Below are 20765 nucleotides of genomic sequence, written 5' to 3'. Positions count from 1 at the left end.
TCTCCTTATGTACGATAACAAGCGTTTATTTTCACATATTCATAGCTTAAGTCACAGCCCCAAGCTGATCCTGTCTCTTCTCCTAAGTGTAAGTACACATTAATGACTATTTCATCTTCTTGTAATCTCTCTTTCATTTCTTCTTCAGAAAATGTTTGAGGCTCACTATTTTTTAATACCAATATAGATTGAAGAGTAATGTCAATTGTATTCGGATTAATAGCTACTTCACTTTGTCCAATACTGCTAATAATTCGCCCCCAGTTTGGATCTTCACCATGTATTGCTGTTTTCACAAGACTCGAACCGACTATTTGCTTTGCAATTTTTTTTGCCTCTTCATTCGTTTGAGCTCCTAGCACATTTACTTCGATTAACTTTGTAGCGCCTTCACCATCTTGCGCAATTTTCTTTGCTAAATCTTCACATACCTTCTGTAAAGCACATACGAAAGTTTCCCAATCTGTATGTTCCATATTTATCGGCCTTGTTTCTGATAATCCACTTGCCATAACGATGACCATATCATTCGTAGAAGTATCTCCATCTACCGTAATTTGATTAAATGTATGATTCGTAATTTGGGATAATGCCGTTTGCAATACGTCATGCTCTATATGAGCATCTGTCGTAATAAAACTAAGCATCGTTGCCATATTCGGATGAATCATCCCTGAACCTTTTGCAACACCCGCAATCGCCACTTTCTTCCCATCAATAATCATTTCATAGCAAGTTTCTTTCGTTATAAGATCCGTCGTTAAAATTGCTTCAGAAAAAGAATATGCTTCACTTTCTTCCTTCGTCGGTATAAGAGTTGCAACTCCCTTTCGGATTATATCCATCGGCAGCGGAACACCAATTACACCTGTTGAAGCTACTGCAACGTAATTTTCTTTCAATCCAAAATGTTCCGCCCCTAATGCGCGCATCTCGTATGCGTCTTGTAATCCTTTCATTCCAGTACAAGCATTTGCATTTCCACTATTAACGATAATTGCTTGTAACTTCCCTTCTGCCGTTATACTATCCTTCGTTACTTGTAAAGGGGCTGCTTGTATTTGATTCGTTGTATACACAGCGGCACATGATGCTGGTACGTCACAAACGATTGCCCCTAAATCCTTTTTCTCCTTTTTCAGACCATTTGCAGTACCAATTGCCGAAAAGCCTTTCGGCGTTACAATCGAACCATTTTCTAATTTTGTAATAGACGCTACTTTAATCATCATGTCCCCCTTATAGATAAAGCGGCATATGTTGTAAACCTGTTGTCTCTTCTAGTCCCGCTATTATGTTTGCATTTTGAATCGCTTGCCCAGCCGCGCCTTTCATCATATTGTCTATAACAGAAACGACCGTAACTCTTTCTGTTCTTTCATCGTAAGCTATGCCAATATCACAATAATTTGAGCCTCTCACTTCTTTTGGACTTGGAAATTTCCCTTGCGTACAAATTCGGATGAAAGGCGATTGTTCATACGTTTCTTCATACAATTTTTGAAGTTGCTTTATTTCCATCTTTTGTTTTACTTTTGCATAAAGTGTAATCATGATTCCTCGTGATATCGGTATTAAATGTGTGCTAAATGTAATTGGCTGTAATTCACTATTCCATTCTGTAAGCATTTGCTCAATCTCTGGAACGTGCTGATGCTGGTTTACTTTATAGATGTGTAAGTTATCGTATAGCTCAGGAAAATGAGTCATTGTTGTTGGTGTTTTACCTGCTCCTGTTACCCCTGATTTCGCGTCAATAATAATCGAATCTTCTTCAATCATGCTACTACGTACTAACGGTGCTATCGCTAGCAATGTGGCTGTAGCAAAACATCCTGGGTTTGCAATTAAATTTGCCTTTTGAATCTCAGTCCTTTTCCATTCACTTAACCCATACACTGCTTTTCTAAGAATTTCTTCTTTCGCTGCTGGCCTTTTATACCACAATTCATATGACGAAGGATCTATCATACGAAAGTCTCCAGATAGGTCAATTACTTTTAAACCTTCAGCTAATAACTTGGGAGTTAACTCCGCCGATACTCCTGCTGGTGTTGCTAGAAATACGATTTCTGCTTCTTTCCCTATTGTCTCCACATCAATTTCTTGTAACGTATGAACGAGGACATTTCGAAGATGCGGATATACATTTGTTATACACTCACCAACTTGTGAAAAAGAATGAAGAGATGCTATAGAAAAATATGGATGTTGTTCTAATAAACGAATTAACTCAATGCCCCCATATCCAGTGGCTCCAATAATTGCGACTTTCATAAGTTCCTCCTCAAATCGATTCTTTAAATTAAGTATGATTATAATATTGTATATTTATAGAGTCAATTAAATATTTATAAATTTTGCAAACTTAAAAAACTTAATTTTACTAGAAAAACAATATACACAACCGAATTTTTATACAAAAATAGTGCATGGTAGTTTTTTTATTTCACTTCAAGTACAATAAAACAATACATACGTACATACAGGCGGGAAAAAATATGAACGAAAAATTAATTGAGAAAATGATTATAAAAAGTTTTCAGCAATATCAATGCAGTCCAATATCAAAAGAAGATCAGGAAATGCTAGTGAAACATATTCAAACGGTGACTCATTCAAATATTGAAATTGATTTATACGAGGAGATTGAGGATATTGTTTATGATTATGTGACTGGAAAACAATAAAAATAGGAGATTTCCATGTGGAAATCTCCTATTTTTTACTTAATGATTTACCTGCTACACGTTCAAATAAACCTGGGAATAAAGCATAAAGTTTCGGGCCAATTCCCATCCACTTCGGTAAGTTTACTTCACGTTTTTTCGTGTGCATCGACTTTACGATTTGTTCTGCTACGTATGTTGGTTTTAACATGTAACGTCCCATATTCTTTACATATGTACCAGATTGATCCGCTATTTCAAAAAAGTTTGTATCTATCGGACCTGGATTAATTGCTGTAACATAAATATCTGTATTCGCTAATTCCATGCGTAAACTATTCGTAAATCCTAATACAGCATGTTTCGTTGCTGCATACGCACTTGATTTCGGAGTTGCAATTTTTCCGGCAAGGGAAGCAATATTAATAATATGTCCTTCGTTCTTGTTTACCATATAAGGTAGTACCGCTTTCGTACATGCTACTAATCCAAATACATTTACTTGGAACATATCTTTCACTTCATCCATTGACGCATCTTCAAACGTTTTAAAAATACCAAATCCCGCATTGTTTACTAATATATCAATACGTCCCACTTCTTGTAATACCTTTGAAAAAACAGACTGTACTTCCATCTCTTCACTTACATCTAATACATAATAATAGCAAGGCGTATTATAAGTTTCTTTAATTTTGTCTACTAACGCTTGTAGTTTCTCTTCTGTTCGAGCCATTAATACTGGAGTCGCTCCCTGTGCTGCAACTTGCATTGCAACTTGCTCACCAATCCCACTAGAAGCACCTGTAATGACGATTACTTTATTTTGTAAACGTCCTGTCATTGCTGTCACCTACTTTGCATAATAAATCAATTGTTGCGATGACTCATCAATCATCACTTGTTGATTATATGCTAAATAGTCCAATTGTCCAACCGTTTCTGAAATAGTAAGTGGTAATTGTTCTTTATATAATACCGGAAATAGTTTTACACATACTTCAAATGCTGTCATTGGTTTTTCCTTTAATAACTCAAGCACTTTAAAAGCACGTGTTTCTTGCTTTTGTAATCTCGTTTCAATAAGTTGTTTCACATTTAGAACATCTTCCCCATGCCCTGATAAAATACGTGAAATATTCATTTCGCTTAAACGCTGTAATGTTTGATTATATTGTAGTAATGGGCGTGCCCGTTCTGTTTGCCCTTCATATGGTGGTTCTAGTATTGGATTCGAAGAAATATGACTGATGAGAGCATCCCCACCAATTAATATTCCATCAGATTCTCTATATAAAGAAATATGAGTAGAAGCATGACCTGGTGTTTCAAGTACTATAAATCCAGGCAAAGAATCAATACGATCTCCTTCTCTCACAGTATGCGTTAACGATCTATTACAAGAATATTTAAGTGTCCTCGTCGTCAATAACGACTCGTCTTTCAAAAATGCTGCTGGCACACCAAACTGTAAGGCCGTCTCTCTAAAAAATTCATGATACCGCTTTAAAAATTCTGGATTTTGTGTGATCCAAGGCTCATTCCAAGGATGTCCAATAATATTCGTCTTCTCAGAAAATATATTTAAAAGTCCACAATGATCTGCATGATGATGCGTAATGACTACTGTTTCAATATCTTCTAGCGTATGTCCTAATGCACCTAATTGACTTTCTAACGCATTCCTTGCCTCTTCTGTATTCGTCCCTGTATCAATTAATGTTAATGTCTCCCCCTCAACTAAAAACACATTCACAGTTTCCACTGCAAATGGTACAGGAATCTCCATTCGGTGAATCGCCGTCATGCTTAGCCCCCCTGTCTCTTTCCGGTTCAAAAATGAATACTTCTTCAGTTTACAACTTCTATATATATTTGTCATTATTTTCAGATAAAAAGAGGTGTTTCCTATAAAAAAACGAATGTATGTACATTTATAAGAATTTCTAACCAAAATTAAAGGAGGAACATCATGTCTATTCAAAACATTTCCTTTCTCGGTGCAGGCTCCATTGCCGAAGCTATTATTGGTGGCTTGTTACATGCAAATGTTGTTAAAGGTGAACAAATTACTGTAAGTAATCGTTCTAACGAGACAAGATTACAAGAGCTACATAAAAAATACGGTGTCAAAGGTACTCATAATAAAAAAGAATTGCTTACTGATGCAAATATTCTTTTTCTAGCAATGAAACCAAAGGATGTTGCAGAGGCGCTTACCCCTTTTAAAGAATACATAAATAATAACGTGCTTATTATTTCATTACTAGCAGGTGTTTCTACTGACTCAATTAGAAAACTACTTCAAAAAGACGTTCCAATTATTCGTGCAATGCCAAATACATCCGCAGCCATTTTAAAATCAGCTACCGCTATCTCCCCTTCAAAACATGCAACAGCGGAACATATTCGCACTGCAACATCTTTATTTGAAACGATTGGTCTCGTCTCTGTTGTAGAGGAAGAAGATATGCATGCTGTCACTGCATTATCCGGAAGTGGACCTGCTTATATTTATTACGTAGTGGAAGCTATGGAAGAAGCTGCAACAAAAATTGGTTTAAAAGAAGATGTTGCAAAATCACTTATTCTTCAAACGATGATTGGTGCTGCTGAAATGTTAAAAGCAAGTGACAAACATCCTTCTATTTTGCGAAAGGAAATTACTTCTCCTGGTGGAACTACCGAGGCAGGTATTGAAGTATTACAAGAACATAAATTTCACCAAGCACTTGTTTCTTGTATTACACAGGCAACGAAACGATCACATAATCTTGGAAAAACATTAGAACAACTAACAAAAGAAAAATAGAAAAAGGAGCTCAAGTTTATTTGAGCTCCTTTTTCTATAATTACACTTAGTTATTGTTCTTCCCAAAAATCTCTTCTTGCAGGCGACGACCAGTCGGCGTTGCTGCAAGTCCACCTTCTGCTGTTTCACGAAGTGCTACTGGCATCGTTTGTCCGATTCTAAACATTGCCTCAATTACTTCATCACATGGAATTGTACTCGTTACACCAGCTAATGCTAAATCTGCTGAGATCATCGCATTTGCAGCTCCTGCTGCATTACGTTTTACACAAGGTACTTCTACAAGTCCTGCAACAGGATCACACACTAAACCAAGCATGTTCTTTAATGAAATTGCCATCGCTGTAGCTGCTTGATCTTGTGTTCCACCAGCCATCTCAACTGCAGCTGCAGCCGCCATTCCACTTGCTGAACCAACTTCAGCTTGGCATCCTCCTGCCGCACCAGAAATACAAGCGTTATTCGCAACAACCATACCGAAAGCTCCTGCTGTAAATAAGAATTCAATCATTTCTTCACGTGTAGGCTGCAATTTTTCTCTTAGTGCAAATAGTACACCTGGCACTGTTCCAGCAGACCCTGCTGTTGGTGTTGCACAAATAATTCCCATCGCTGCGTTTACTTCATTTGTTGCAACAGCTTTGCTTACTGCATCCAAAATCGTATCTCCAGATAAGCCTTTTCCACTCTTCATATACGCTTGAACTTTTACAGCATCTCCACCAGTTAAACCAGTTGGTGATTTCACGCCGCGAATACCACGTTCTACTGCTTGCTCCATCACGACTAAGTTCTTTTCCATACCAGCAATTACTTCTTCACGTGAAATACTTCTTGTTTCCATTTCACATTGAATCATAATTTCTGCGATTTTTACATTTTGTTCTTTAGCTTGCGCCACTAGTTCCGCTGCGTTCCGAAACATGGTGTGTCCCCCCTGCAATTATTCCATAATAGTTACTTGACAAATATTTTGTTGCGCTTTTATTTCTTCAATTACTTCATCTGCTAATAATTCATCTGTTTCGATGACCATAAGCGCTCTTCTTCCTTTTTCTTTACGAGATACACTCATTGTACTAATGTTAATCTCATGTTTCGCAAGGATTGAAGCTACCGCTGCAATAGCACCGAAGCGATCGTTATTTACAATAAGTAGTGCTGGGCTCGTGCCTGATAATTGAAGATCGAATCCGTTTAATTCTACAACTTCAATTTTACCGCCACCAATTGAGCAAGCAACAACTTCAATTTCATCTTCACCTTTATACAAACGAATTCTCGCTGTATTTGGGTGAGGTGCATTGGCATCTTCTTCAATGAATTCTACTTCAATTTCGCGCTCTTTTGCTATTTCTAGCGCCTCTGGAATACGTAAGTCATCTGTTTCAAATCCTAATATCCCACCTATTAGCGCTACATCCGTACCATGCCCACGATACGTCTTTGCAAATGATCCATATAATGAAATGCTTACTCTTTCTGGTTCATGACGAAACAGCTGGCGAGCAACTTGCCCCATTCTTGCCGCGCCTGCTGTATGTGAACTTGATGGTCCAATCATAACTGGACCGATAATATCAAATACTGAGCGATACTTCATCATAACTCCCCCTAAACCTCTATGAAAAAATTTATTCTACTATTCTATTAAGCTGCTACATCTGTCGCTTTTCCAGTTGTACCACGAATTTGTTCTGCTGTACGAATTGGATAGTTTTTGAATAAAAGTAATCCAATATAACCTGAAATAATGCCAGTTATCATAATACATAAAATTCTTAGTATTATTTTTATTAAAAAATGATATAAGATAATCCACAATAAAGTCTGGTAGCAATCCAAAGTTTAACACAGAAGCCATTGCAAGCATAGCATAAACAAGTGATATAACCATTGCTAATGCAACTAAATTTGCACCCGCTATTCCGCCTAGACTACCTGCTGATGTTCTGAACTCTTTTAAAGAGTGGTGTACCAATTAAATCTCCACCACCTTATTAATAAAAAGCTTCTACTAAGGAACTTGCAATAGATACACTCGCTAATCATATCGTTTAGCTAAAAAGTGAAAAAGACTTATGACAAATAATAGTAATATCTTTCCTATTATAATTCTCGTGTTACTCTCTCATGATTTAGTCAACTTCACTTGTTACGATAATGACTAAACTACATGTGACTTATCATAAATTATAATCTGCCCTCATTATAGCTTGTTTTTTATAAAACGCTTACTTTTGTTGAATTTTAAAAGTTCTGAATAAAAGTCCATTTCTGCTATTTGTATCACTTGTATGTCATCTGACTTATATAACAGTTTTTCTAAATAATCATTATTTCGTATTTTTATCCTATATATTCAAACCATCCTAATTTTCTGTATCATCCAAGTATAAGTATAAAATAATAACAGTTTTATTTTTAAATTTTTTTAGACATAAAAAAATGGTAACCCGCCGTTACCATTTTTTATAAAATTATCATTTTTCTACTGGGAATGATTTCAAATCCGTCGCTATTTCTGTATTAGAAAACAACTCTCTAGCCTCTTTCAATAATTCCTTATATGTATCTCCTTGATAGCGAGAACTAATGTGAGTTAATATTAGTCGCTTCGCATTTGCCTGAAGTGCAATGCTCGCAGCTTGCTTAGATGTAGAATGAAAATAATCATACGCTTGTTGCTCATCTTCTGCTGCGAAAGTCGCTTCATGGACAAGTACATCTGCATCTTGCGCAAGCTCCCTACTCGCTTCGCAATATCGCGTATCACCTAAGATAGTAATAATTCTTCCTTTTTGAGGTGGGCCGATAAACTCATTTCCATTTAATATCGTGCCATCCTCTAATTCAACTGCTTCACCATCTTTTAAACGTTTAAAGATTGGACCTGGTTTCACACCCATCTCAAGCAACTTATCAACTAAAAGAGCACCTTGTATATCTTTCTCTACAATACGATATCCAAAACATTCTATACCGTGTGACAATCTTTTCGTTTCTACATAAAATTCATTATCTTCAAATACGGTACCTTCTTCTGTTATCTCCACAACTTCAAGTGGATATTTCACATGTGTCGTACTTACCGATAATGCCACTTCAATAAATTGTTTAATTCCTTTCGGTCCATACACCGTTAAAGGCGTAGTTCCTCCTTGAAATGAACGACTACCTAATAAACCAGGCAATCCAAAAATATGATCGCCATGTAAATGCGTAATAAATATTTTTTCAATGCGGCGCGGACGTACAGATGTATGTAATATTTGATGTTGCGTGGCCTCGCCACAATCAAATAACCAAGTTTGTCCTCGTTCTTCTAACAATTGTAAAGCAATTGCTGAAACGTTCCTTCCTTTTGAAGGAACACCTGCACCAGTTCCTAAAAATACAAATTCCACTTTCTTTCCTCCAGCTCTAAATATACTCTATCTCTCATCTTACGGAATGTTATTTCAAATGGCAAATTGAATTTACATAACCAATCATCTAGACAACTATATAACACGAACATTATACTTAAAAAATTTAGCTATCGTTCGTGTTTTATGGTAAAATGATTATACTACATTTTAAGGGAGCGTTTTATTATGAAAGAAGTATTTCGTTTACAAACTGATTTTTCATCTTCATTTGATCGCTGGGTAAGTTCTTTCGTGTCTGATCACCCAGCACAATTAGAATGGACAACTTTAAAGGAATTAATCCATGAATATACAACATCACATACAAATGATACGTTACCAGCATATATTTCTTCAGCTTTAACATATTACGCCCAACGTGTTTCAACTACAAACAGTTCAGAGATTGTTATTTTTGAAAACCCTACAATCTCGTAATCTATAAATAAAAAAGCACTGGTTACAGTGCTTTTTTATTTATACTTATTTAGTAAATCGTCATATTCCGTCCAAAAGTTTGTATACATCCTTTGATCAAACTCATCTAAAATTATCTTGTCACTTGATTTATTAAATAATTCTTTTGCTTGTAGTGCAAAAGAAACAATTTGTCTTCTATATTCATTTTCATTCAATTCTATATGAAGTCCTTCATAGTATATAGCCTTTTGATCAGTAGAAATAACTTTGACAAAGTCCTTTAAAATCACGTTTTTACCTATATGGTTTATAGTCCAATGAATTGAAATTGGGCATCCTAACATTAGCATAGTGCCACATCCGTGCAAAATAAGCCCCTCTTCATTTTCAATATCACAAATATATTCTTTATCTAAAGTTCGTAACAAAGCTAAAGCTGATTCACTTATTCCCCATTCCTCATCCATACCTGCCTGCGTAATAATCGTTCCAGCCATATTTAAATATATTTCTCCATGAGAACATAAATCTTCCTGCTCATTAAACAACCATTTTTGATTCTCAATATTTATAATAAAATTTTGTGGTACCATTACAAATTCCCCTTTTATAAAAATATTTATTTTCCATATTATTTATAATCAATATCATGCATTTCATCCCATATATCTATTATAAATCCATTTAATATTTTAAAAACACAGATAAAAAAGATATTGACACTAAGATTTTACAGTGCTAACATCAACATGTAATTGAATATGGTCTCTGTTAGGTGAGGCTCCTGTATAGAGAAACGCTGCTGCCCAAAAATGTCGAGAGACGCCAATGGGTCAACAGGAAAGGTCGGAATGAAGGCCTTTTTTAACGTAGCTGGTTTCAGTACCTATGCTATACAGTGCTAAAACTCAACGAGGGAGAGGTGCATGTATTTTGTCATACACAAAAACTGTTTTTATTTATATCTACTAACAGTCTTTGTTGTGGACTCTTTTAACTGCGAATTCAGACCTTTACTCGTTTTGAGTAAAGGTCTTTTTACGTCTATATGCACCTTACTATGAAACAAACATAGCATATTCAGAAACTACTAAATTGTACGGAGGTGAGGAACAGTTGGCAATTGATGATTCGGCCCAGATACCCATACGTTTTACATTCATATTTCATCATGTAGGTAGGAAAGAAACTGTTCCTCACCATTTCAAATAGTTAGGTAACAGATTGTTTCCTCCTTCATGACAGAGGAGGAACTACCGATGTTTAATTTACAAAGACAAGAAACAAAGCATGCTTATGAGCAAGATAGCATGAAAACAAATAACGAATTATTAGTGGAGGTTGCAACACAAGATGTAAGCTCTGCGTTAAAACTTTTAGAAACAACACAAGATGGATTATCTAAACAAGAAGCGTCTCGTAGACTTTCTTTATATGGTCCGAATGAAATAGCTCATAATAAAATGGCGCCGTGGTACATTCAATTTCTATTGGCATTTAAAAATCCATTTATTTTCGTTTTATTAGCTCTTGGAGCACTCTCCTTTTTCACAGATGATATGCAAGGAACGATTGTCGTATCTGTAATGGTCCTACTTAGTGCAACGATTCGGTTCTCCCAAGAATTTCGTTCTCAAAAAGCTGCCGATAAGTTAAAAGCTATGGTTCGAACAACTGCGAGCGTATTTAGAATAAATGGATTTGTACATGAAACAAAAAATGTAAAGAATTTAAACCGAAATTACACAACAGAAATTCCAATTGAGGAACTTGTACCTGGCGATATTATTTCCCTTTCAGCTGGTGATATCGTTCCAGCTGATGTGCGTGTTGTATCCGCTAAAGATTTATTTGTTAATCAATCTTCTTTGACAGGGGAAGCACTTCCTGTAGAAAAATACGAACACTGCTACCATACAGAAAATAAGCATATCTTACCGAAAAACATGAAAAAAAATTACAATCCACTCGATATGGAAAACCTTTGTTTCATGGGAACAAATATTGTAAGTGGCAGCGCAAAAGCTGTTGTCATCTCAACAAGTACCGATACGTATTTCGGCTCTTTAGCAAATAAGGTAATTGGAAAGCGTGTAGAAACAAGCTTTGATAAAGGTGTAAACAAAGTAAGCTGGCTCTTAATTACATTCATGCTTATTATGGCACCTATTGTCCTTCTCATTAATGGATTCACAAAAGGAGATTGGCAAGAAGCTTTCTTCTTCGCTATTGCCGTTGCTGTTGGCCTTACACCTGAAATGTTACCAATGATTGTAACTGCTAATTTAGCTAAAGGTGCCGTTAACATGTCTAAACAAAAAGTAATTGTAAAACAGCTAAATTCTATTCAAAACTTAGGTGCTATGAACATTCTTTGTACAGATAAAACCGGAACTTTAACAGAAGATAAAGTGGTCCTTGTTCGTCACTTAGATCCCAAGGGAAATGAATGCAATCGCGTCTTGCAATTTGCCTATTTAAATAGTTTCTATCAAACTGGATTGAAAAATTTAATAGATAAAGCTGTTATTAAGCATACAGAGGAAAACAATAAATTTAATCCATCAGCTTTTCAAAAGCTAGATGAAATTCCATTCGATTTCGCCCGCCGGCGTATGTCAGTTATCGTAAAGGATATTTCAGGTGAACATACAATGGTTTGTAAAGGTGCCGTAGAAGAAATTTTATCAATTTGTAACTACACTGAAGTGGATGAAAAAATCGTTCCACTCACCGAGGAAATACGTTCAAATGTCAAAAAACTAAGTGAGACACTAAATAGTGAAGGTATGCGAGTTATTGCTGTGGCTTATAAAAAAGATAGAAGAATAAATGATACAGAGTACGCAGTAAAAGACGAAACTGATATGATTCTCAGTGGATATATCGGCTTTTTAGATCCACCGAAACCATCTGCAGCAGCTGCAATTCAAGCATTACAAAAACATGGTGTACAAGTGAAAATTTTAACTGGCGATAACGAAATTGTTACAAGAAAGGTTTGTAAAGAAGTTGGATTAGATATCGGCGAACCAATCCTCGGTTACGAGATTGATTCTTTACCAGATAAAGCATTAGCAAAACTTGCTGAAGAAACGACTGTATTTGCGAAGCTTAATCCAATGCAAAAATCTCGTATTATACACGCATTACAAGGAAATGGACACACTGTAGGTTACATGGGAGACGGCATTAACGATGCTGTAGCATTACGTGAAGCTGATGTCGGAATATCTGTTAATACTGCTACTGATATTGCGAAAGAAGCTTCCGATATTATTCTACTCGAAAAAAGTTTAACTATATTAGAAGCAGGTATTTTAGAAGGACGTACTACATTCGGAAATATTTTAAAATATATTAAGATGACAGCTAGCTCTAACTTCGGTAATGTGTTTAGCGTGTTAGTAGCAAGTGCTTTCATTCCTTTTTTACCGATGCTTGCCATTCATCTTTTAATTCAAAACTTACTTTATGATATTTCACAACTTTCTATTCCATGGGACAAAATGGATAAAGAGTTTCTAGAAAAACCACGAAAATGGGATACTGCAAACTTACGAAGCTTCATTATTTCTATCGGCCCAATTAGTTCCGTATTTGATATTATCACATACGTAGTCATGTGGAATGTATTTGGTGCAAATACACCGAGCGAGCAATCATTATTCCAGTCCGGTTGGTTTGTCGTTGGATTGTTAACACAAACTTTAATTGTTCACATGATAAGAACACAAAAGATTCCATTTATTCAAAGCACTGCATCAACACCAGTCGTTTTATTAACCGCTCTTATTATGGCAATCGGGATTTATATTCCATTCTCACCACTTGGTGCAGCCGTTGGTTTGCAAGCATTGCCACTTAACTACTTCCCTTGGTTAGTAGGAATACTATTAGGCTACGCTTTTTTAACACAGTTCCTAAAAAAGCTTTATATTAAAAAGTTTCATAGCTGGTTGTAAAAATAAGAATGAGTGGGTATTCCCCGCTCATTCTAAAAAACATAACACATATTTATATATGGAGGTGACCATGATGGTATGGTACGACATTGTATTCAGATTAGTTATCGCAATTATTGTAGGAGCTTGCATTGGAATGGAAAGACAATGGAGACACCGAATGGCTGGGTTACGGACAAATGCTCTCGTATCACTTGGTACCTGTATAATAGGAAAGGTGTCATGATTTTACTACTTCATGACACCTTCTACATAAATTTATTTTCTAACTTTTGTTGAAACGACTTCTCTTGCTTACGTAGTAGTTGACTACCTCGTTGTAAAATCGGTGTTCCATACTTATCATTAATTTGATCAATGACAGCAAGTAGTGGTTCTTTTTTCGCATCCTCTTCAAATGAAAACAAATCTAATTGTTTCACCGATTCTGTCTTCCACTCTATTTCAGTAGCTGTAACACCTAGTAAACGAACGGAATCACCATCCCAATGTTGCTTCCATAAACGGGATGCTGCTTGAAAAATATCGCGTTCTTCCCAAATTGCATTTTTCAATTGCTTACTCCGTGTTACTGTTCGCCTATCATGGTATTTAATCATAATTTGAATATTATAGCTGACAAGGGTTCGCTTTTGTAATCTTTTACTCACTGATTTTGATAAACGTTCTAACATATCAAGCAATTCTTTCTCTTCATCCATATCCTTTGAAAAAGTCATCGAGTTACCGACACTTTTATGTTGGCCCATTTGACTCGGATCCACTTCCCTATCATCCGTACCTTTTGCACGCTTTTGTAAATCAATACCGTGCTTCCCAATTTTAGCGCGAATGATATGCTCGTCTCCCTTCGCTAACTGTTCAATTGTATGTATATGAATTTCATTTAATTTTTCAGCTGTTTTTTCTCCAATCCCATGCATTGCTTCAACTGGAAGTGTCCAAATCATTTCTGGAATATCACGTTTTCGAAGTACGGTAATACCGAGAGGTTTTTTCATATCAGAAGCTGTTTTTGCTAGGAAAAGATTTGGAGCAATTCCGATACTACACGGAAGCTGCAACTCTGTTAATAGTGCTTGTTGAATCATCTTTGCTATTTCAAGAGGCGAACCAAGTGCGTAGCAATCTGTAATATCTAAATATCCTTCATCTATTGAGACTGGTTGTATCTTTTCTGTAAAACGGGAAAGGACTTGAAACATTTGAAATGAAGCTTCGCGATATAATGTGAAATTAGGACGCCTTACAACTAATTGCGGGCATAACCTTTTCGCTTCCCAAAGGGGCATCGTCGTACGTATTCCGTATTCTCTCGCCTCATAACTACATGTTATAATAATTCCTTTTCTCTCTTTTTCATTTCCAGCAACCGCTAATGGCTTTCCTTGTAATGATGGATCATGAGCAATTTCAACAGATGCGAAAAAGCAATTCATATCTACATGTAAAATAACACGACCATTTTTCGGATACATTTCTCGCATAGTACTCACTCCCTAATCAGAACGTTCGTTCTTTCATTATATCAAATTTTGCACAATAGTTATAATAATTACTTGTTCTTTTTTATAATCGATATAAAGAGGATATATATGTGAAAGGGTCTGATTATGATGAGATCAACTAATAAAGTGAAACTTTAATCAGCCTCACCAATCGGGTTTTTGCGGGCAGCAGGGCCCCCACTTAACTTCTTTACTTTCGCAGAATTTTGAGGTAGGGAGCTTACTGTCCGGCAAATAGCGGGATAAACTCAACTATACATTCCTTGTAGTTATATTAATCATTGCAATTAATTATTTACTACTTCCGATTTTCAATATGAATACGTTAGGATTATTCCTTCGTCTAGTACATGTAGCAACAACGTATATACTTCCATAGGTTTTCTTATATTGGCTTATACGTCTTGTCAACGCAATCGAATCAAAATAAAAAGCGTGTAAATCACAATTGATTTACACGCTTTTTCTATTTCATTACTTCGCTACTTCTTCAATAATTGCAACAACTAATTCTGCTGTTTTTGCTAATTCTTCAACAGGAATCTTCTCGTTTGTTGTATGAATTTCTTCATAACCAACTGCTAAGTTAACTGTTGGGATACCATGTCCTGCAATTACGTTTGCATCACTTCCGCCACCACTTTGGTGAAGAGAAGGTGTACGACCAATTTTTTCAGCTGCACGTTTTGCAACTTCTACAACGTGATCGCCATCAGCAAATTTAAATCCTGGGTACATAACGTTTACTTCAACGTCTGCATGCCCGCCCATTTCTTTTGCAGTTGTTTCAAATGCTTCTTTCATTTTCGCAACTTGTGCTTCCATTTTCTCATTGATTAAAGAACGAGCTTCTGCAAAGATTTGTACATGATCGCAAACGATATTCGTTTGTGTACCACCTTCAAAACGTCCAATATTTGCAGTCGTTTCAGAGTCAATGCGACCAAGTGGCATCTTCGCAATTGCTTTCGCTGCGATAGTAATTGCAGATACACCTTTCTCCGGCGCTACACCAGCGTGAGCTGTTTTTCCGCGAATAATTGCGTTCACTTTCGCTTGTGTTGGAGCTGCAACAACGATTTCACCAACTTTTCCATCGCTATCTAATGCGTAGCCATATTTCGCTGTAATACGCTCACGGTCTAATGCTTTTGCACCAACAAGACCTGATTCTTCTCCGACTGTAATAATAAATTCAATTTTACCATGAGGGATATTTTTCTCTTTTAAAACACGGATTGCTTCGAACATTGATGCTAATCCAGCTTTATCATCCGCACCTAAAATTGTTGTACCATCTGATACGATATATCCATCTTTAATAGAAGGCTTAATTCCATTACCAGGAACTACTGTATCCATATGAGAAGTAAAGTAAATTGTATCAACACCATCTTTTGTTGCTGGTAAAGTACAAATTAAGTTACCTGCACCATGACCAGTTACAGCCATTGTGTCATCTTCAAATACTTCTACACCTAAATCTGTGAATTTCTTCGTTAATACTTTGCAGATTTCTGCTTCAAATTTCGTTTCAGAATCTACTTGTACTAATTCCATAAATTCATTTACTAAACGTTCTTGATTAATCATAAGACTGCGCCTCCTGCACTACCATTATGTATGTAACACTATTAATTATAACAGAATTTCGCAAAAGTTTCGAAATACAAGACAAAAAACAGATGGTTTACATGTCTAGATAACCATCTGCTTTCTATTACTCATTTAACAATACCCAGCGCATATGATCTTCCCACACGCCATTTACCATTAACATCTTCCTAGACACGCCTTCATATTGAAAACCTATCTTCGTTACTACTTGTATAGATGCTAAATTACGAGGCATAATCGGAGCTTCTATACGATGTAACTGAAATTCCCCAAAAGCAACTTGAATTGCTTTTCTAAGCGCTTCTGTCGTATACCCTTTGTTTAACTCTGCTTTATCTAATTTATAACTGAGTACACAAGATTGATAAATGCCACGAACGATTAAATTAAATGAAATACACCCAATTATTTTCGTATCATCACCCTTTTTAAAAATCCATAGTCTGATGATTTTCCCTTCTTCGAACTCTTTTCTATCCTTTTGCAACTTTTTCTTTTGATAATCTAGCGTAAAAAAATCATCCGGTCTATACTCTTCCCAAGCTTTTAAAAATTCACGATTTCTGTCGTAATATTGAAGAACTGTTTCAGCATACGACTCATCAATTTCCCTTAAGTATAAACGATCTGTTTCGTATATTTTCATCATCGTATCTCCATTCTTCAGCTTGCCCAACTAAAAATTAACAATATACCCTTTTACTATATTCTCTACACACTCTCAAATTTCCTGTTATATTTTGCAATCCCCTCCCGAATTTTGTCCTCACTCTCCCCTTGTCCATAATTTCATTTCTCGTTACAATGAAATTGTACTGATTTGCAAGGAGGTATAACGATGCATAAAAAAGCTCAAAAAGTTATGGTTTATGTGATGCTAATTTCTATGCTTGTAACAACATTACTTGCTGGCGCGAGTATGTTTTGGTAAAAAGGGCGATGTGTTCGTCCTTTTTTTACTTTTTACACATAACAAAATAAACCATCTCGACATCGAGATGGTTTATTTTATATAAAACACAATCGCTACAATACTAAAGGAAAATGACATTACAAGCGCTATTACAAAACTTGTATATTGTTTCTGCTGAAATGCCCCAATAACAAAAGTGAGATTAAGTAATGCCATACATACAATTGCTACAAGATAAGAACATATATTAAAAGTTGCCAATATGAATGTAATAACAAATAGAAATCCCATAAAAAACTGCATATACGAAAGTTTTGGATTCAAGTACATATGAGCAACCCCTTTATCTAATTTTATCTTTCTATACTCTCATTAACGCACGGTTATGTACACATGTCAAGACAACTTATTATAATAGAAAAAGCCACCCTTTTCGTTGGCTTTTTCATATGCAACGGCTCCTTTTTCTTTTGCCAATTGCTGAAATGATTTTTTCGATTTCACAATCCATACTTTCGTTCCAATTGGAATGCGATCAAACAAATATTCCACATCGTTTTTCTTCATTCTTATACACCCTTGTGAAATATACTTTCCAATTGAACTCGGTTGGTTTGTTCCATGTATTCCATATTTACTTCCATCAGTTCCTCTTGCATTAAATCCAATCCACCTTGACCCAAGTGGATTTTTTGGCGATCCACCTGGAATATCCTTCGCAATGTAATACGGATCCTTTGCTTTCATTACAACATCAAAAGTTCCTTCTGGAGTTAATTCATTCGTTTTCCCTGTCGCTACTGGAAAAACCTTTTGAATCTTTCCATCGTCAATGTAAGCTAATTTATTCGTTGCTTTATTTACAATAATAAAAGGATCTCCGGCACGTGGATTATCCCCAAGAGGCCAAATCGGTGATAAAGAAAGACATAATATGATAGAGAGAAGATACGGCATAGATAATTCCTACCTTCTATATAAGTTCTTTTATATTATCCTTTCCCTTAAAGCGACTTTTAATGAGTAAATATTGTTCCATTTCATACACAAGTTGAACAAGTTTCGCACGTATCTCAAATTCTTCGCGTGTAGCTGGCAATGGCATGTCTCTAAATAATTCCCTCATTTCTTGAAGCTGCCTTAAGGAAATAACGCCAGTACTCTCAGGGCTAATAGCATTACCAATGTTTTCAACAACATCTGCAATCATGTCAGCTTGTTCATATGTCCACGATAAAGAAGCTGCTAGTGGTATCATTCGCTCTAAAATTTCGAATTGTTGCATACGCATATTAAAATAACGATAGTAATAATCATCTTCTCGCATAAATGCATTCTCAAGTTTTTTAAACGATAAATCTCTTGCTTCATTTAACATATTCTCGGTTTCAATGAGTTCTGCTCCACTCCAACTACTTTCTCGATTTCGTAAATACACAACCATTTCAAACAAAATCGTTTTAAAATTATTCTCTATTTTATCCTGATACTCTTTTAGCTTATTTTCACTACTCGGCATATACATATTTACTAATAACGCCACGCTAATCCCTATCGTTAATATAGCAATTTCATTTCCAACTATAAGCCATGTAATTTGCTTCAATGAATATAGATGCATAACAATAACTGAACTCGTGACAATACCTTCTTGAATTTTAAGCATTACTGCAGTCGGAATAAATGTAAGTAACAATATGCTAATTGCAAGTGGTGTATAGCCAATCGTTTCAAAAATACAAAACGCGAATGCCATTGATAATACACACGCTAGAAAACGATGTAACGACACTTGAAGTGATTTGCGCTTCGTATTTTGTACACATAAAATAACTAAAATGCCTGCTGAACTATAAAATTCTAACCCTAATAACTGAGCAATAAAAACTGCCGCACCTGTCCCTATTGCTGTTTTTACTGTACGATATCCAATTTTAAACATATCATTACTCCTATATGTATAAACGTATTTACAGCTAGTATAAAAAAAGGATGACACAATGTCATCCTTTTCTACTTATTATTCACATAACCTTTTCATATTACAATATTTTTTGTAAAAATTGTTGCGCACGTTCACTTTTCGGCGCTGCAAAAAATTCTTCTGGCGCACTATCTTCTACAAGCTTTCCTCCGTCCAAGAAAAGAACACGATCTGCCACTTCTTTTGCAAAGCCCATTTCATGTGTAACGATAGCCATCGTCATTCCTGTCGTAACTAACGATTTCATAACTTCTAACACTTCTTTCACCATCTCTGGATCTAGCGCCGATGTCGGTTCATCAAATAACATAACTTCCGGTTTCATCGCTAACGCTCTTGCAATTGCTACACGTTGCTTTTGTCCTCCCGAAAGACGATTTGGATACGTATCTTTTTTATCTACTAATCCAACCTTTTCTAAAAGTTTCTCAGCTTTCTTTTCAGCTTCTTGCTTCGTTACCCCTTTTACATTGATAGGAGCATACGTAATATTTTCTAATACAGTCATATGAGGAAATAAGTGAAAATGTTGAAATACCATACCGACATTTTCACGAACATGCATAACATTCGTTTTCGGATTCGTTACTTCTTCCGTCCCAATCCAAATGTGACCATCCGTTGGTGCTTCTAACATATTCATACAACGTAAAAATGTTGATTTTCCTGATCCAGAAGGCCCTATAATTGCGACTACTTCCCCTTTTTCAATTGTTGTTGTAATTCCTTTTAATACTTCGTTTTTACCAAATGATTTATGAAGGTTTTCAATTTTAATCACTTTTCTTCATTCTCCCTTCAATTGCCTTCCCGACTAATGTAAGAATAATGACTAACATATAATAAATCAGTCCAACAAAAAGTAATGGTTCAAGATATTTAAATGTCTCACCGCCTACAATGTAAGCACGACGCATTAAATCAGTCGCGCCTATTACTGTTACTACAGCCGATTCTTTCGTAAGTGTCGCAAATTCGTTCACAAGCGCTGGTAATATATTTTTTAATGCTTGAGGGAAAATAATATTTCTCATCATTTTTCCGTACGGTATCCCTAAAGCCATTGCTGCTTCTGTTTGTCCTTTATCAACCGCTTGAATACCAGCACGAATTACTTCTGACATGTATGCACCTGAATTCAAGCTAAATGCAAGTACAGCAGCTAAGAATGCTGGTATTTCATAACCAATTATTTGTGGGACGCCGAAATAAATAATCATTAATTGCAATACAAGGGGTGTACCACGAAAAATTGATGTATAAAAATCTGCTGCTATATTTAATGCTCGTATTCTAGCAATTTTACAAAGTGCTAATAGCGTTCCTAAAATAAATCCTGCTAAAGCTGATACTGCTACAATTTTCAAAGTAACTTCTAAACCTTTTAGTATATATGGTATCGAAGGCGTAATCGCCGAAAAATCTAAGTTCATTCTTTTCATTCCCCTCACAGAAAAGTGAAAGGCA

At 35.8% G+C, this 20765-nt stretch carries 22 protein-coding genes, 1 pseudogene and 1 riboswitch; of the genes and pseudogenes, 6 read left to right on the top strand and 17 right to left on the bottom strand.

Annotated features, from left to right (window positions below; all coding sequences use genetic code 11):
* Positions 1 to 5: 5 nt before the first annotated feature.
* Entirely contained in the window at positions 6 to 1229 is a 1224-nt protein-coding gene (argJ, locus tag AU379_RS03685; protein WP_000598380.1) for a bifunctional glutamate N-acetyltransferase/amino-acid acetyltransferase ArgJ, read from the bottom strand.
* A 10-nt stretch (positions 1230 to 1239) separates the two neighbouring features.
* Positions 1240 to 2277: an N-acetyl-gamma-glutamyl-phosphate reductase gene (argC, locus tag AU379_RS03680; RefSeq protein ID WP_000861250.1), complete on the bottom strand. Its 1038-nt coding sequence runs from the start codon at positions 2275 to 2277 to the stop codon at positions 1240 to 1242.
* A 224-nt stretch (positions 2278 to 2501) separates the two neighbouring features.
* Between argC and AU379_RS03675 the strand changes: the two genes are divergently transcribed.
* Complete coding sequence (locus AU379_RS03675) at positions 2502 to 2690, top strand: YqzH family protein (protein WP_001003222.1); 189 nt, start codon at positions 2502 to 2504, stop codon at positions 2688 to 2690.
* Between the two features lie 28 nt (positions 2691 to 2718).
* Here AU379_RS03675 and AU379_RS03670 read toward each other — a convergent pair whose 3' ends face one another.
* Both AU379_RS03670 and AU379_RS03665 read right to left on the bottom strand, forming a co-directional pair.
* The gene (locus tag AU379_RS03670) at positions 2719 to 3513 is read right to left on the bottom strand and encodes an SDR family oxidoreductase (RefSeq protein WP_000147791.1); all 795 of its coding nucleotides are present in this window, start codon (positions 3511 to 3513) and stop codon (positions 2719 to 2721) included.
* Positions 3514 to 3522: 9 nt separating this feature from the next.
* The gene (locus AU379_RS03665; protein ID WP_000125122.1) at positions 3523 to 4476 is read right to left on the bottom strand and encodes an MBL fold metallo-hydrolase; all 954 of its coding nucleotides are present in this window, start codon (positions 4474 to 4476) and stop codon (positions 3523 to 3525) included.
* A gap of 165 nt (positions 4477 to 4641) precedes the next feature.
* Between AU379_RS03665 and proI the strand changes: the two genes are divergently transcribed.
* Entirely contained in the window at positions 4642 to 5481 is an 840-nt protein-coding gene (proI, locus tag AU379_RS03660) for a pyrroline-5-carboxylate reductase ProI (RefSeq protein WP_000027251.1), read from the top strand.
* Positions 5482 to 5527: 46 nt separating this feature from the next.
* On the opposite strand, the gene sdaAA is transcribed toward proI, so the two are convergent.
* The 4 genes from sdaAA to rnz all read right to left on the bottom strand — a co-directional run bounded on the left by sdaAA (position 5528) and on the right by rnz (position 8888).
* On the bottom strand, positions 5528 to 6406 hold the full coding sequence (gene sdaAA / locus AU379_RS03655; protein ID WP_000489461.1) for an L-serine ammonia-lyase, iron-sulfur-dependent, subunit alpha: 879 nt from the start codon (positions 6404 to 6406) through the stop codon (positions 5528 to 5530).
* An 18-nt stretch (positions 6407 to 6424) separates the two neighbouring features.
* On the bottom strand, positions 6425 to 7084 hold the full coding sequence (gene sdaAB, locus AU379_RS03650) for an L-serine ammonia-lyase, iron-sulfur-dependent subunit beta (protein ID WP_000877445.1): 660 nt from the start codon (positions 7082 to 7084) through the stop codon (positions 6425 to 6427).
* 39 nt (positions 7085 to 7123) lie between these two features.
* Positions 7124 to 7462 carry a hypothetical protein gene (locus tag AU379_RS28385; RefSeq protein ID WP_002098098.1) on the bottom strand — a complete coding sequence of 113 codons (339 nt, stop codon included), beginning with the start codon at positions 7460 to 7462 and terminating at the stop codon, positions 7124 to 7126.
* 502 nt (positions 7463 to 7964) lie between these two features.
* Positions 7965 to 8888: a ribonuclease Z gene (gene rnz, locus AU379_RS03645; RefSeq protein WP_000397453.1), complete on the bottom strand. Its 924-nt coding sequence runs from the start codon at positions 8886 to 8888 to the stop codon at positions 7965 to 7967.
* Between the two features lie 189 nt (positions 8889 to 9077).
* Between rnz and AU379_RS03640 the strand changes: the two genes are divergently transcribed.
* The gene (locus AU379_RS03640; protein WP_000665709.1) at positions 9078 to 9329 is read left to right on the top strand and encodes a DUF3932 family protein; all 252 of its coding nucleotides are present in this window, start codon (positions 9078 to 9080) and stop codon (positions 9327 to 9329) included.
* A 35-nt stretch (positions 9330 to 9364) separates the two neighbouring features.
* Here the strand turns inward: AU379_RS03640 and AU379_RS03635 are convergent, their stop codons facing one another.
* A complete protein-coding gene (locus AU379_RS03635) occupies positions 9365 to 9904 on the bottom strand; it encodes a hypothetical protein (protein WP_000249056.1) in 540 nt (179 codons plus the stop codon).
* A 167-nt stretch (positions 9905 to 10071) separates the two neighbouring features.
* Positions 10072 to 10239: riboswitch (M-box (ykoK) riboswitch) on the top strand.
* A gap of 331 nt (positions 10240 to 10570) precedes the next feature.
* Between AU379_RS03635 and mgtA the strand changes: the two genes are divergently transcribed.
* Together mgtA and AU379_RS28375 are read left to right on the top strand one after the other, a co-directional pair.
* The gene (mgtA, locus tag AU379_RS03630) at positions 10571 to 13276 is read left to right on the top strand and encodes a magnesium-translocating P-type ATPase (protein ID WP_000482690.1); all 2706 of its coding nucleotides are present in this window, start codon (positions 10571 to 10573) and stop codon (positions 13274 to 13276) included.
* A 73-nt stretch (positions 13277 to 13349) separates the two neighbouring features.
* Positions 13350 to 13484: pseudogene (locus AU379_RS28375) on the top strand (MgtC/SapB family protein); the annotation flags it as partial.
* Between the two features lie 40 nt (positions 13485 to 13524).
* Here AU379_RS28375 and AU379_RS03625 read toward each other — a convergent pair.
* From AU379_RS03625 to AU379_RS03615, 3 genes are all read right to left on the bottom strand, one after another.
* A complete protein-coding gene (locus tag AU379_RS03625) occupies positions 13525 to 14763 on the bottom strand; it encodes a DNA polymerase IV (RefSeq protein ID WP_001208860.1) in 1239 nt (412 codons plus the stop codon).
* A 495-nt stretch (positions 14764 to 15258) separates the two neighbouring features.
* Positions 15259 to 16377: a tripeptidase T gene (locus tag AU379_RS03620; RefSeq protein WP_000609803.1), complete on the bottom strand. Its 1119-nt coding sequence runs from the start codon at positions 16375 to 16377 to the stop codon at positions 15259 to 15261.
* A 127-nt stretch (positions 16378 to 16504) separates the two neighbouring features.
* Entirely contained in the window at positions 16505 to 17050 is a 546-nt protein-coding gene (locus AU379_RS03615) for a GNAT family protein (protein ID WP_001987197.1), read from the bottom strand.
* 189 nt (positions 17051 to 17239) lie between these two features.
* On the opposite strand from AU379_RS03615, the gene prli42 reads away from it, so the two are divergent.
* Positions 17240 to 17332 carry a stressosome-associated protein Prli42 gene (gene prli42 / locus AU379_RS28370; protein ID WP_000549040.1) on the top strand — a complete coding sequence of 31 codons (93 nt, stop codon included), beginning with the start codon at positions 17240 to 17242 and terminating at the stop codon, positions 17330 to 17332.
* 72 nt (positions 17333 to 17404) lie between these two features.
* Here the strand turns inward: prli42 and AU379_RS03610 are convergent, their stop codons facing one another.
* From AU379_RS03610 to AU379_RS03590, 5 genes are all read right to left on the bottom strand, one after another.
* Complete coding sequence (locus AU379_RS03610) at positions 17405 to 17644, bottom strand: DUF3894 domain-containing protein (protein ID WP_000281167.1); 240 nt, start codon at positions 17642 to 17644, stop codon at positions 17405 to 17407.
* Positions 17645 to 17710: 66 nt separating this feature from the next.
* Complete coding sequence (locus tag AU379_RS03605; protein WP_001146565.1) at positions 17711 to 18271, bottom strand: L,D-transpeptidase; 561 nt, start codon at positions 18269 to 18271, stop codon at positions 17711 to 17713.
* Positions 18272 to 18287: 16 nt separating this feature from the next.
* Positions 18288 to 19256, bottom strand: coding sequence for an aromatic acid exporter family protein (locus tag AU379_RS03600; RefSeq protein ID WP_000472665.1), 969 nt, complete (start codon positions 19254 to 19256; stop codon positions 18288 to 18290).
* Between the two features lie 100 nt (positions 19257 to 19356).
* Positions 19357 to 20079, bottom strand: a complete 723-nt coding sequence (locus tag AU379_RS03595) for an amino acid ABC transporter ATP-binding protein (RefSeq protein WP_061138963.1) — start codon at positions 20077 to 20079, stop codon at positions 19357 to 19359.
* On the bottom strand, positions 20072 to 20731 hold the full coding sequence (locus AU379_RS03590) for an amino acid ABC transporter permease (protein WP_001046915.1): 660 nt from the start codon (positions 20729 to 20731) through the stop codon (positions 20072 to 20074). Before AU379_RS03590 ends, AU379_RS03595 begins: the two co-directional genes overlap by 8 nt.
* Positions 20732 to 20765 lie beyond the last annotated feature (34 nt).

Origin of the sequence: Bacillus sp. JH7 (genome assembly GCF_001563515.1) — a bacterium.
Taxonomy (GTDB): Bacteria; Bacillota; Bacilli; order Bacillales; family Bacillaceae_G; genus Bacillus_A; species Bacillus_A cereus.
Note: the sequence above shows the minus strand (reverse complement) of the source record. Positions and strands in the feature narration are given on the sequence as shown.